The sequence below is a fragment of the uncultured Oceanisphaera sp. genome (genome assembly GCF_947495715.1).
Lineage (GTDB): Bacteria > Pseudomonadota > Gammaproteobacteria > Enterobacterales > Aeromonadaceae > Oceanimonas > Oceanimonas sediminis.
Genome location: NZ_CANLZU010000004.1, coordinates 170239 through 183680, shown reverse-complemented (window position 1 = coordinate 183680; position 13442 = coordinate 170239). Strand labels below are relative to the sequence as shown.

Below are 13442 nucleotides of genomic sequence, written 5' to 3'. Positions count from 1 at the left end.
CATTTTGGTGTAAGCCGCATGACAGTTAGTCGAGCCGTAAAGGCTCATGTGAAATGTGAGACCTGACCCCAAATTACACACCTTCGCTTGAAGAGGTTGGAAGTCATTTTGGTGTAAGCCGCATGACAGTTAGTCGAGCCGTAAAGGCTCATGTGAAATGTGAGACCTGACCCCAAATTACTTGGATATTTTTATCACTTGTAACTGTTGATTGATAGGCTCGTAGCACATTACTTACTGTAAATTCCGTGCTTTTCCCTATAACAAAGCGTTATCCCCTACCCTCCTCGTTCAAAAAAGCCCTGAATCAACCGTATATTCCGTCGATTGGCCTTGAAGGAAAAGTCGAGCAGATCACCCTCATGAGAATGCTGCCTGTCTGCAATGGTAGATGGAACGAGGAACGAGTCCCAACATGTCTGACGGCGGCCACCATGTTGGGATTCGCTTCGCTCATCGCCAACCTACGGTACTGACAGTCAACTCCGTGTCCAACCGAGGAGGGTAAAGGGTGTCTGCTTCGCCGGCCCTCTGCGCCATGGATGGCGCAGCGGAGCCCCCATGGATGGGTTTACGGCGTGCCGGAGAAGCAGTGCGCTTTGGCCGACGACAGTGCACGATACGGCAAGCGACAAGCACTTGTGAAGGTCGAGGTTTGATGGTGGTTTTGGGTGTCGGTTTTTTTGGGATAACGGTGCTCGGGCCAGGTTTGGTGGCGTCTGCTCTGGATTCCCGCCTTCGCGAGAATGACGGTAAAAAACCGTCGGACATGACACATCAGAAACAAAAACGCCGGCATTTGCCGGCGTTTTGCTGTCTTCCCCAAGACAAATTTTATTCACCCTACTTCCTCAGTACGCCCTCCTCTACCAGCAGATCAAAGATGGCCTTGGCGGCGGCCTGGGGATCATCGCGGATGATCTGACCCTTGCCGCCCTGGGCCTTGGCGGTGGCCTGCTTGAAGCGGTCGGCGGCGGTCTTGGCGGTCGACACCTTGAGCCGCTTGGGCCGGGACTTGGCCGCCGACAGGGTCCACTCTGCCCGCGCCAGATCGGCTTCGGTGGCCGGGGTCAGCCGCGCTATGTTACCGCGCCGGGCCCTGGCAAAGGCAATCTGCCGAGGCTCGGCGGCGGCACTTTCCACACTGGCGACGAAGGGCAGTTTGACCCTGATGCGCCGGCGCTGCCCTCTGGGCAGGGCCTGCAGCAGGCTGGCCTCGTCGTTCTCGATTGACTCAATGGCCGCGATGCCGGTCACCAGGGGCCAGCCCAGGCGTTCGGCCAGCAGGTAGGGCAGCAGGCCGGAGCCTTCGCCACACTCGGCCCGTACGCCGGTCAGCAGAATATCGGGCTGCTGTTCGCTCAGGTAGGGATAAAGCACCGCCAGAGCATCGTCTTCCGCCGTCTGCTTCAGTACCGTCAGGCCATCGATGCCCATGCCGAGGTAATCTCGCAGGGCATCCTGCTCGGGATCCCCGGCGTGAATGGCGCTCACCTTGCCGTTCAGAGACGTAGGCAAAGAAAGAGCCAGTTCCAGGGCGCAGGCATCCTGATGGGCGCGCCGCGCCCGCCCGGATACCGGATGCTGGCCCTCGGAGACCAGCACGGCAATATTCAGGGTGTCAGGCTGCATTACTCACCTCCTGTGCGGATTTGGCTTCGACCAGTTTCATCAGCTCGGCCAGGATTTTGCTGCTGTCGCCGATGGTGGTCAGGCTGGCCCGTTTGACCATGTCACAGTCGGCATCCTTATTGATGGCGACCACCTTTTCACATTTTCCGATGCCCTGCAGATGCTGCACGGCGCCGGAAATGCCGACCGCGATATAGACTCGGGCGCTAACCCAGGTTCCGGTTGCCCCCACCTGACGGTTGCGCGGCATAAAGCCGTCGTCCACCGCCACCCGGCTGGCCCCTTCCGAGGCGCCGAGCAGGGTCGCGGCCTGATGGAACTGGGGCCAGTCGTGCACGCCGTTGCCGGCCGAAAGGATAAACTCGGCTTCGGCCAGGGGTATTTCGGCGGGATCCACCGCCACCTGACCCAGGTCTTCAAGTCGGGAGCTGATGGGCGCCGACAGGTCCAGCTTCTGCTCCGGTTCGAGCGGGCCGGCCTCATAGCGGTACTCGCCGCACGGCAGGGCGCATTCTTCCAGCAGCAGCATAACCCGGGACCAGGGCCGGCGGATATCCCGCTTGCCGGCGCCGTTTCTGGCCAGCAGGGTGTCGGCTTCCAGCTTCCATACGCCGGTAGCCGGCCGCTCGCCCAGGGCTACGCCCAGACGACGACCCAGCTCGGCGGACTCGCCGCTGTCGGGCAGCAACCAGTACAGCGGCTTCAGGTTGTTTTCTACCCGAGTACACAGCTGGCTCCAGGCCTCGGGCTGATAACCGTCGTACTCGGGCCCCCGTACCTGCAGCAACCGATCGATTCCGGCCCCTTCCACGCTTTCCTTCAGCTCGCCACAGAGCACCCCCAGCACCGCAGTGGTCTGTTCCCGGGCCACCGCCAGCTGCTGGGCCTGGCCCAGCACGTCCTTGCAGTGACTGGTGAGGCGACCGCCACTGGTCTGCAGCCAGACCGCAATATAAGCCTGTGGCTCCACCACCTGGTGCAGCGGCAACACCGGCTGCTCGTTGCGTTTCTTCGATGACAGCTGGGTTACCCCCGCCGCACCGCCCATGTTCAACCGGTCCAGCCGGCGCAGGCCGCTGGGACCATATTGCCATTGTGGCCTGGGGTTCTTGCGCAGCAGGCCGGTCGGGCCGCGGGTCGGCTGGCCATTCAGCTCGGCATTCAACTCATCATGACGAGGGTGAAGCCGGTTGCGCAGTATCCACGCCAGGCGCGGATCACGACGATTCAGTTCAGACATGAGCCACTTCCTCCTTTGGCTGTTGCTGCACCCCTGGTGAGGCAGCGGGCTGCGAGCCGGGCACGATCAGCGCCGCCAGCAGCAGCTCGGCAATATCCTTCACCTCCGGGCGTGGCTCTACCACCCCTTCCAGCATCTGGGTACATTGCGGGCAGGCCACCGCCATCACCTCGGCGTTCACCGCCCTGGCGTCATCCATGCGCATGTCGGCGATACGACGTTCGCCCGGTATATCGGTGATGGGTGCACCGCCGCCGCCGCCGCAACAGCGGGAGCGGAAGCCGCTGCGTTCCATTTCGGTGCGTTCAAACCCGAGCTGATCGATCAGGTAACGGGGCGCGTCATAGACGCCGTTGTACCGGCCCAGATAGCAGGGGTCATGATAGGTCATGCGCGCCTTGCCGTTGGCATTGAACTGCAGCAGGCCCTGCTGATGCAATTCGGCCAGCAGCTCGGTGTGGTGCACTACTTGGTAGTTTCCGCCCAGCTCCGCATATTCGGTACCCAGGCACTGCAGTGCATGGGGATCGGCGGTAACGATACGGTTGAACCTGTACTTGCCCAGGGTGTTGATATTGGTCCTGGCCAGACGCTGGAAGGTGGCTTCATCGCCTAGCCGGCGGGCCAGATCACCGGAGTCCAGCTCCTCGTCACCGAGAAAGGCAACGTTCACCTTCGCCGCCTTGAGCAGCTTGACCAGGGCACGCAGGGTACGCTGGTTGCGCATGTCGAAGGCGCCGTCACCCACCCAGAACAGAATATCGGTCTCTCTGGTCTGCTTGAGCAAGGGAATCGACAAGTCCGCCGCCCAGTGGCTGCGGCTGGCCGGCGACAGGCCGCCCGGGTTGTCGGTGGCGATCAGGTTTTCCAGCACCTCCTGGCCCTTGCCCGGGGTTTCACCGCGCTCCAGGGTCAGGTAACGGCGCATGTCCACCACCGCATCCACGTGCTCGATCATCATGGGGCATTCTTCCACGCAGGCCCGGCAGGTGGTGCAGGACCACAGGGTCTGACTGTCCAGCATGCTTTCCACTATCGGCTTGTCGGGGCAACCGGTGCGGGCGGCGCTTTCCTGACCCGGGTGGGCGCTGCCGTGATAGGTCACTTCCTCCTGAGCGGCCATGGAGATCACCATGTCCTGGATCAGCTTCTTCGGGTTGAGCGGCTGGCCGGCGGCAAAGGCCGGACACTTGCTCTCGCAACGACCGCACTGCACGCAGGCGTCGAAGCTCAGCAGCTGGTTCCACTTGAAATCGGTCACCTTCTCCACGCCCAGCTTGTCGGCGTTCAGATCCAGCGCCTTGAGGCCGGTGTCGCGACCGCCGCCGAAACGGGCCGGACGAGGGTGAAACGCCAGATGCAGGGCGCCGGCGAAGGCGTGCTTCATGGGGCCGCCCCAGGTCATGCCGAACACCATTTCGCCCAGGCCCCAGACACAGAGGCCAAGCAACAGCAGGGCCAGCAGGCCGCTGCCGGTTCCTTCGGGCAATATGCCCGCCGCCGGCAGGGTCGCCAGAAAAAAGCCGACCGAAAAGGCCATCAGGCTCTTGGGCAGGCGCTGCCAGGGCCCTCTGGACAGGCGGGAATGGGGCAGCTCGGCGGCCGGCTTGCGACGGCGCAGCCACACAAAAAAGGCGCCTGTCATCATCAGCAGGCTGGCCGCCAGCAGCGGCCAGGTCAGCCAGGCGGTCTTCAAACCAATACCATGCACCAGCACCACCAGCACCAGCGCCAGCACAAAGCCGCCGCCGGTGGCCACATGGGTGTTGGACATGTACTTGTCACGGGCCACCACATGGTGCAGGTCAACCAGATAGCGCCTCGGCATGGCGGCCAGACCCTGCCAGAACGAAACCGGGCTGGGCTGTCCCTGGCGCCACAGACGTACCCGCCGCAGTGCCCCGGCGAGGCCTAAGGCAAAGACGAGCAATAACAGATAGGGGATCACAGGCTCAAACATAGGGGCTTACCTCATGGCGCCGGAGCAGGCTCCGGCGCCTTTCAGATCAGAAGTCCTTGCACAGGCGCAGGGCGTCATAGATGGCGGCATGGGTGTTGCGCTGAGACACGCAGTCACCGATACGGAACAGCAGATACCCCTGCCCCTCGTGAGACAGGCTAGGCTGAGGCTGGGCCGCATACAGGGCTTCAAGATCGATCTGGCCCTTGTTGACGGAGTCGGCCTTCAGCTCGTAGTAGAGCCGCTCGTCGGGACGAACACCGTTCTCCACCACGATTTGATCCACCACCCGCTCTTCCTTCTGGCCGGTGTACTCGTTTTCGAGTACCGCTACCAGCTTGTCCCCTTCCCGGTACACATTGTGCAGCGCCATGTCGGAAGACATGATCACCTCGCGCTCGTACAGGGAGCGGTAATAGGTGGGGAAGGTGGTACCGCCGATGGCCGCGCCCGGCTTGATGTCGTCGGTGAGCATTTCCACCAGGCTGCCCTTGGACGCCAGGTAGTCGGCCGCCGACATGCCGCTGAATTCACAGATGGTGTCGTAGACCAGCACATTCTTGCCCGGCTCCACCTTGCCCGACAGAATATCCCAGCTGCTGACCACCAGACCTTCTTCTGCGCCCCACTCCGGGTACTGGTCGATGAAGGGGGTACCGCCCACCGCCAGGATCACCACGTCCGGATTTTCCGCCATCATGGCCGGCATATCGGCCGCGGTATTCAGGCGCAGATCCACCTTCAGCCGCGCCAGCTCCAGGGCAAACCAGCGGGTGATGCCGGCAATCTGATCGCGCTGGGGGGCTTTCGCCGCCAGGGTGATCTGTCCGCCCAGCTCGGGCGCCTTCTCGAACAGCACCACCTCATGGCCGCGCTCGGCACTGACCCGGGCCGCCTCCATGCCGGCGGGACCACCACCGACCACCACCACCTTGCGTTTGCGGCCGGTGGTGGGCTCGATAATGTGCGGCATGGTGGACTCGCGCGACATCGCCGCGTTCTGGATGCAGAGCACATCCAGCCCCTGGTACTGACGGTCGATACAGTAGTTGGCGCCCACGCACTGGCGAATTTGATCGACCTGGTCCAGCTTGACCTTGGCGATCAGGTGCGGGTCGGCCATGTACGCCCGGGTCATGCCCACGAAGTCGACATAGCCGCCTTCGATAATACGCTGGGCCTGGGTGGGATCCTTGATGTTCTGGGCATGGATCACCGGCACCGTCACCACTTCCTTGATGCCCGCCGCCAGGTGCAGGAAAGGCTCGGGCGGATAGCTCATGTTGGGGATAACGTTGGCCAGGGTGTTGTGGGTGTCGCAGCCGGAACCGATCACGCCGAAGAAGTCGAGCAGGCCGGTATCGTCGTAATACTTGGCAATCTGCTTCATGTCGTCGTGGCTGAGGCCGTCCGGGTGAAACTCGTCACCACAGATGCGCATGCCCACGGCAAAGTCGCGACCCACCTCGGCACGCACCGCCTTGATCACTTCCAGGCCGAAGCGCATGCGATTTTCGAAGCTGCCACCCCACTCGTCGGTGCGCTTGTTGACCCGCGGGCTCCAGAACTGATCGATCAGGTGCTGGTGCACGGCGGAAATTTCAACGCCGTCCAGCCCGCCTTCCTTGGCGCGACGGGCGGCCTGGGCGTAATCGCCGATGATACGCTGGATATCTTCCGGCTCTATGGTCTTGCAGGTGGCGCGGTGCACCGGCTCGCGGATGCCGGAAGGCGACAGCAGGGTGCTCCAGTTATAACCGTCCCAGCGGGAACGTCGGCCCATGTGGGTGATCTGAATCATGATCTTGGCGCCATGCTTGTGCATGGCCTCAGACAAATTCTTGAAATAGGGGATGATGCTATCGGTGGTCAGGTTGACCGAACTCCACCATTCCTGCGGGCTGTCGATGGACACCACGCTGGAGCCGCCGCAGATGGCCAGGCCCAGGCCGCCCTTGGCCTTTTCTTCGTAATATTTGACGTAACGTTCTGTGGTCATGCCGCCGTCGGTGGCATGCACCTCGGCATGGGCCGTACTCACCACCCGGTTACGGATGGTGAGTTTGTTGATATTCATGGGTTGAAGCAAGGCGTCGAACTGTCCCATCCTGGATCCCTCTGCTGACTTGTCTGGCGGCCGGCAACCGGCCCGCCGATTTATGATTAAGGTGCTGCCACCTTGAGTCTTTACCCCGGCGCAGAAGGGTTCAGCACACCGACTCGCCGTAAACCCATCCCTGGGGGCTCATCCCTAGGGCTCGGCAACGCCATCTGACCGCCATGGATGGCGGAAATGTCGAAAATGCAGGAGCATTTTTTCGACCCTGGCGCCAACGGTCGGCTTGGCTGACTCCCTCCTGCGCCCTGCCTCTACGGCGTTACACCTTAAATCGGGCTGACCTCGAACAGGCCGTAATCACAGCCGGTCTGGGCGCCACTCTGGGTCTGGCGAGCGACGGTACGCACCGCCAGTCCCTGGCTTTCGGCAATCTGGTCCACGGCACCGGCAAACCAGCCGGTAAACATGTAATCCACCATGCGATCCACCTTGCCGTACTGGTAGACGAAGGCGGAATGATCCAGCCGTACCCTGGCGGTGCCCGCGGCAATATCCAGGTTTTCGATGGAAAACAGCCCCCAGCCACGCTGAGACAGGCGCTTCATGTAATGCTCGAATACCGCATCACCGCTGAGCCCGTGACACTCGGCTTCCTTCTCGCACCAGTGCCAGGCAGACTTGTAACCGGCCTTGTACAGAATTTCGGCATAGCGCTCCGGGCCCATTTCCTCTTCGATCGCCATGTGGTTGTTGACGAAGAAGTGACGCGGCACATACAGCATGGGCAGCGCGTCCGTGGTCCAGACGCCGGTCTCACTGTTCACTTCAATCGGCATTTCGGGTGCATGTACTGACATTGTGATTCTCCTTGCTTCCTTGTTATGGCTTATGCGCCCCAGACGTCTTTCAGCACACGCATCCAGTTGCCGCCCATGACTTTCTCTACCTGACGCGGAGAGAAACCATGACGCAGCAGGGCTTCGGTCAGGTTGGGGAATTCACCGATGGTACGGATACCCTCGGGGTTGATGATGTCGCCGAAGCGGGTCAGACGACGGGCATAGCCCTTGTCGTGGGTCAGCCACTCGAAGAAGTTCTGATCATGACCCTGGGTAAAGTCGGTACCGATGCCGATGGCGTCCTCGCCGACCCGCTCCATCACATAGGCGATGGCCTCGACATAGTCGTCGATGGTGGAGTTGATGCCGTTTTTCAGGAAGGGGGCAAACATGGTGACGCCGACGAAGCCGCCGTGATCGGCGATGAAGCGCAGCTCTTCGTCGGACTTGTTGCGCGGGTGGTCCTTCAGGCCGGCCGGCAGGCAGTGGGAATAACACACCGGCTTCTTGGACTCGAGAATCACTTCCTTGGAAGTCTGGCCACCCACGTGGGACAGGTCGCACATGATGCCGACCCGGTTCATCTCGGCCACCACTTCACGGCCAAAGCCGGACAGGCCGCCGTCACGTTCGTAACAGCCGGTGCCCACCAGGTTCTGGGTGTTGTAGGCCATCTGTACTATGCCCACACCCAGCTGCTTGAAGATTTCCACATAACCCAGCTGGTCTTCGAAGGCATGGGCATTCTGGAAACCGAGGATCACGCCGGTGCGGCCCTCTTCCTTGGCTTTGAGGATATCGGCGGTGGTGCGCACCGGACGGATCAGGTCGGCATGCTCCTGGAAATGACGGTTGAAGGCGGCGATGTTGTTAACGGTGCCCTGAAAGCCTTCCCATACCGACACGGTACAGTTGGCCGCGGTGAGCCCGCCACGACGCATGTCTTCAAACAGTTCCCGCCCCCAGTTGGCGATGATCAGGCCGTCGATCACGACCGCCTGGTTATGTAGTTCAGCTGCATTTTGCATGGCCAGACCTTCCTTGAGTAAATGTGGCTGGTGGCATGGAGACCACCGGATTCAAGGGCAGTCTAGCCCGCGGCTCTGTGTGTACACTGGCTGAAAACGACGACCACATAGCCAAAAACGTCACCTTTGGCGACAGACGCCGGAAAGTAAAAAGCCCCGCGATGCGGGGCTGGTCAAAGACAGGGAAATATAGTGCAACGTTACAGGGTTACCGAGGTAAAGGTGGGCTCGCCCCGGGCCATGTCCAGCTGCATGTTCAATGCCACTGTTCAATGTGATATATGGCAACGACTCCGGTGCTACCAGCGGCTAACGCTGGCATTGTGCGGCAGCCGACCGGATGCAGCCGCTGATCCGCGCCAGTGTCGGCTGGTCGATGGTGGGTGAGCAGATCAGGTTCATCTGCAGCAGGTGGTTGCTGCGCAGCAGATCTGTGGCCAGGGGGCGTGTTCGAATGGTGCCGAGCAGCGACTCCGGCAGCAGCGAGACCGCCAACCCGGCATGGACCGCCGCCGCAATATTTTCCATGACCGGACTGGCAAACACCGGCTGATAGGCCACATTGGCCAGCTTCAGATCGGCCAGGCAAAGATCCCGCACCATGCAGTTGTCCTCAAGCAGGGCGAGCGGAAGCCTTTCCCGCTGTTCCAGCTGCATGGCGACAGGCGCCGACCAGATCAGCCGCTCCGACCAGAGCGGTTCTTCACCTTCAAACTGCGGTTCCCCGGCGACAATGGCCACGTCCAGCTCCCCCCGCTCTACCAATTGCCGCAGATGGCGGCTGCGATCGCAGATAATGCGGGCATCCAGCTGCGGCAGTTCCTGCATCAGCACCGGCATAAAGCGGTGCAGAAAATCCTGCGCATAGTCGGTCGGGATGCCGAAGCTGATTTTACCGGCAAGCTGGCGCTGGCTGAGGGCGGCCAGGGTGGCATTGTTCAGGCGCAGGAACTGCTCGCAGTAACCGAGCAGGGTCTCACCGGCCTCGGTCAGCTGAATACCCTGGTTGCTGCGCTCCAGCAGGCGGCTGCCGACCATATCTTCCAGCCGCTTGATCTGCATGCTGACTGCGGCCTGGGAGCGGAACAGGGTTGTCGCGGCCTTTTTCAGTTCGCCCGCCCTGACCACGGCGGAAAAGGTGCGCAACAGTTCGAGATCAAGCAAGGATTCCATCATTTTCTCCTGCGGGCCGGCCGCGGTTGGTGGCCGGTACCAGAGCGCCTATCATCATTCATATTTTCTGAATCATCAGTTAATAAATATTCGTTTGTATGAATCATGCCGTTTCAATAAGGTGAAAGGCAACTAGTTCTTCCACTGCAATGACGGAGCATGACATGAACAATCACCCTCTTCCTCGCACCATGGCCGGCGTTCTGCTGACCGGACACGGCGGTCTCGACAAACTGCAATACCGGCACGATCTCGCGGTGCCGCAGCCCGGCGCCAACGAGGTGCTGATCCGCGTCGGTGCCGCCGCCATCAACAATACCGACATCAATACCCGTATCGGCTGGTACTCCAAGGGCGTCACCGGCGATACCAACCAGGGTGCAGCGAGCGGTTTCGATACCGTCAACGATGAGGATGCCAGCTGGTCCGGCACGCCGCTGGCCTTCCCCCGGATCCAGGGCGCCGACTGCTGTGGCGACATTGTCGCGGTAGGGGCGCAGGTAGGAGACGAGCGCCTTGGTGAACGGGTACTGGTGCGGGCAATGCAAGCCTCCCTGACCGGAAACAGCGACTACCACTGCATTACCTATGGCTCCGAATGTAACGGCGGATTCGCCCAGTATGCGATTGTTCGCGCCAGCGAGGCCTTTGCGGTCAACAGTTCACTCGGCGATGCGGAGCTGGCGTCCTTTCCCTGTGCCTATTCCACCGCCGAAAACATGCTCGACCGAGCCGGTTTGCAAGGCGGAGAGCGGGTGTTGATCACCGGCGCGTCCGGCGGGGTCGGTTCGGCCGCCGTGCAATTGGCCAAACGGCGCGGCGCCCATGTCATTGCCGTTTGTGGTGCCGACAAGTGTGCAGACATCAGGGCGTTGGGTGCCGATCAGGTTATTTCTCGCGGAGAAAATCTGCTCAAGGTGCTGGGGCACGACAGCGTGCAGGTGGTGGTTGATCTGGTGGCCGGGCCGCAATGGCCTCAGCTGTGCGAACTGTTGTGCCGGGGCGGTCGCTATGCAGTCGCGGGGGCGATTGCCGGGCCCATGGTCGAGCTGGATGTGCGCACCCTGTACCTCAAGGATCTCAGCTTCTTTGGCAGCACCTGGCAGCCGCGACGGGTGTTCGAAAACCTGATCGGTTATATCGAACGGGGTGAAATCCGCCCGCTGGTCGCCAAAACCTACCCACTGGACCACATAGTGCAGGCGCAGGAAGATTTTATGGCGAAAAAGTTCATTGGCAAGCTGGTGTTAATCCCACCACAGGGGAAGCCGGGTTAAGCAGGAACCCGTCACGATCATTAACCCTGTTCGCCGAAAACCAGCCCCGCATCGCGGGGCTGGTTGTTTATGAAAACGAGCGATTGAAAGGTTACAGTGTCACCGAGGCGAAGGTGGGTTCCTTTCGAGCCGATTCAAGCTGAATGTTCAAGGTCAGGCTGGGCAAGGCCGGCACATTATCCCCCGCCTGGGAAACAAGGCAACCGATGCGATCATCCCGAGCCGGCACGCCGAAATATTCCCGATAACTCTTGCTGAAATGAGAATTGGAAATAAAGCCACAGGCGGCGGCAACATCGATTATGGAATAAGAAGTCTGTCGTAGTAGCTGCCGGGCCCGCTTCAACCGCAGATTAAGATAATAACGGGAGGGTGAGCATTTCACATATTGCTGAAACAGACGTTCGACCTGACGCCGAGACAGTCCCACGTAGCAGGCCAGCTCATTCAGCGTGATCGGCTCTTCCAGGTTGGCCCCCATCAGTGCCACTACCTCGGCCAGTTTGGGTTGGGTCGTGCCCACCATATGGCGCAGCGGCACCCGCTGCTCTTCCTGCCCCTCTCGGATACGTTCGCACAGGAACATGTCACAAATGGCTGTACTCAGGGCGCTGGAATGCTCTTTTTCGATCAGGTGCAGCATCATGTCCATCGGTACGGTTCCACCGCTGCTGGTCAGCCGGTCCCGGTCGATACAATAAAGCGCACTACTGGTTTCCAGCTGCGGGAAAGCCTCGTTGAAGGCCGTCATGTATTCCCAGTGCAGGGTACAGCGATAACCGTCAAGTACGCCGGCATCCGCCAGCAAATAGCTGCCGGTACAGACGGCACCCAGCTTGACCCGGTACCTGGCCAGTTTTCTCAGCCATTTACTTAGCTCGCTACTACGAGCCTTGGCCACCTCGACACCGCCACAAAGGATCATCATGTCCAGATGGCCACAGTCCTGGATGCTGTGATCGGGGGTAACCAGAAGGTGGTCACTGGCCCGTGCCGGCTCACCGGTTTCGGTGAGCATGACCCATTCATAGAGGGTCTGCCCCGACAACTGGTTGGCCATGCGCAGCGGTTCGATGGCAGAAGCCAGCGAAATCATGGTGAAACTGTCCACCAATAGAAAACCAATACGGTTAGTCTGAATCATCACGCTCGCCCCTGATAATTTAGCCGTCGATTTAAAGACAGCTCAGATAGCCAGTCGCTCTTGTTTTAGATAAGCAATATCATGCTCATGAAAAAGACCGTGATGAGCAGCGGATTAATCAGCTATCACCACGGTCAAATGTCAGCGACTACATCATCCTCTCAGTTTTTTATTTGAGCCGTCTTCAATCAACTTGATGACTGACAGATGAGGCACATCTGGACCATATGACTCTGTCGCCGTTTGGTAGGTTTCATAAACTTTGCTGGCCAGGGTCAAGTCCACTCCCAAGTGATCACCCAGCCCCGTGATCAGCCGCATGTCCTTGGTTGCCAGTCCCAGGGCAAAAGAGGGATCGTAGCTGCCATCCAGTACCTTGGGGATATACCTGTCAACCACGTAGCTCTGGGCACAGCTGTTCTGCAGCACTTCATGCAGTGTTCTCAAATTCAGATCCGCTTTGGCACCCAGCATCAGGGCTTCACCAATCCCCTGTGCCACCAGGTAATTCAGATGAAGCTGGACCAGTTTGGTGACATAACCGGCACCCGATGGTCCCATGCGTACGGCCTTTTTGGTAAAGGAAGCCAGCAGGGGTTTAAAATCTTCCAGCACGTCTTCCTCAATACCCAACAGCATGGTCAGTGTTCCGGCCGCAGCACCTTCGGAGCCGCCGGTAATAGGAGCATCAACCAGGGTCAGGTACCCAAGAGCGGCCTCACAGACTTTTTCCCACTCGGACAGCTCATTGGTGCTGGTTTCAAACCAGACAGCACCTTCTTTGGCATTGGCAAGAATACCTTCTTCTCCAAATGCCACCTGATTTACCTGCTTTGAGCTTGGCAATGAAGTGAAGATAACGTCACAGCCCTTTGCTATGTCTTGTACCGACTCTGCCGCTTTGGCTCCCCTGGCAACAAAACTCGCGACGACAGCGGCATTAATATCAAAAACACACAAGCTGTTATCTGTGCTCAGACAATATTTAAGAATATTATCTGCCATACCAGAGCCCATATTTCCCAAACCAATAAAGCCAATTTTCATCATTTATTCCTTTAAAAAGATAGATTTGCACTTTTTTGTACTG

The 13442-nt window shown here is 59.8% G+C and carries 10 protein-coding genes; 1 reads left to right on the top strand and 9 read right to left on the bottom strand.

The genetic code is table 11. From position 1 onward, the window contains the following. Positions 1-843: 843 nt before the first annotated feature. The 7 genes from Q0753_RS04215 to Q0753_RS04185 form a co-directional block, all read right to left on the bottom strand. Positions 844-1632, bottom strand: coding sequence for an electron transfer flavoprotein subunit beta (locus tag Q0753_RS04215; protein WP_298717713.1), 789 nt, complete (start codon positions 1630-1632; stop codon positions 844-846). Next, positions 1622-2872: an electron transfer flavoprotein subunit alpha/FixB family protein gene (locus Q0753_RS04210; protein ID WP_298717710.1), complete on the bottom strand. Its 1251-nt coding sequence runs from the start codon at positions 2870-2872 to the stop codon at positions 1622-1624. The genes Q0753_RS04215 and Q0753_RS04210 overlap by 11 nt, the downstream gene beginning before the upstream one ends. Further along, positions 2865-4832, bottom strand: coding sequence for a (Fe-S)-binding protein (locus Q0753_RS04205; protein WP_298717707.1), 1968 nt, complete (start codon positions 4830-4832; stop codon positions 2865-2867). Before Q0753_RS04205 ends, Q0753_RS04210 begins: the two co-directional genes overlap by 8 nt. A 46-nt stretch (positions 4833-4878) precedes the next feature. Then, positions 4879-6939, bottom strand: a complete 2061-nt coding sequence (gene dgcA, locus Q0753_RS04200; protein WP_298717704.1) for a dimethylglycine demethylation protein DgcA — start codon at positions 6937-6939, stop codon at positions 4879-4881. 278 nt (positions 6940-7217) lie between these two features. Beyond that, a complete protein-coding gene (locus Q0753_RS04195; RefSeq protein ID WP_298717702.1) occupies positions 7218-7748 on the bottom strand; it encodes a DUF5943 domain-containing protein in 531 nt (176 codons plus the stop codon). Positions 7749-7777: 29 nt separating this feature from the next. Continuing rightward, complete coding sequence (locus tag Q0753_RS04190; protein WP_298717699.1) at positions 7778-8758, bottom strand: dipeptidase; 981 nt, start codon at positions 8756-8758, stop codon at positions 7778-7780. Between the two features lie 309 nt (positions 8759-9067). Continuing rightward, entirely contained in the window at positions 9068-9931 is an 864-nt protein-coding gene (locus Q0753_RS04185) for a LysR family transcriptional regulator (protein ID WP_298717697.1), read from the bottom strand. A 164-nt stretch (positions 9932-10095) separates the two neighbouring features. Here Q0753_RS04185 and Q0753_RS04180 point away from each other — a divergent pair, with 164 nt between their 5' ends. Then, complete coding sequence (locus tag Q0753_RS04180; RefSeq protein ID WP_298717693.1) at positions 10096-11208, top strand: alcohol dehydrogenase family protein; 1113 nt, start codon at positions 10096-10098, stop codon at positions 11206-11208. A gap of 91 nt (positions 11209-11299) precedes the next feature. Here the strand turns inward: Q0753_RS04180 and Q0753_RS04175 are convergent, their stop codons facing one another. Continuing rightward, complete coding sequence (locus Q0753_RS04175; RefSeq protein WP_298717691.1) at positions 11300-12352, bottom strand: GlxA family transcriptional regulator; 1053 nt, start codon at positions 12350-12352, stop codon at positions 11300-11302. A gap of 153 nt (positions 12353-12505) precedes the next feature. Next, entirely contained in the window at positions 12506-13402 is an 897-nt protein-coding gene (locus Q0753_RS04170; RefSeq protein WP_298717688.1) for an NAD(P)-dependent oxidoreductase, read from the bottom strand. Between the last annotated feature and the right edge of the window lie 40 nt (positions 13403-13442).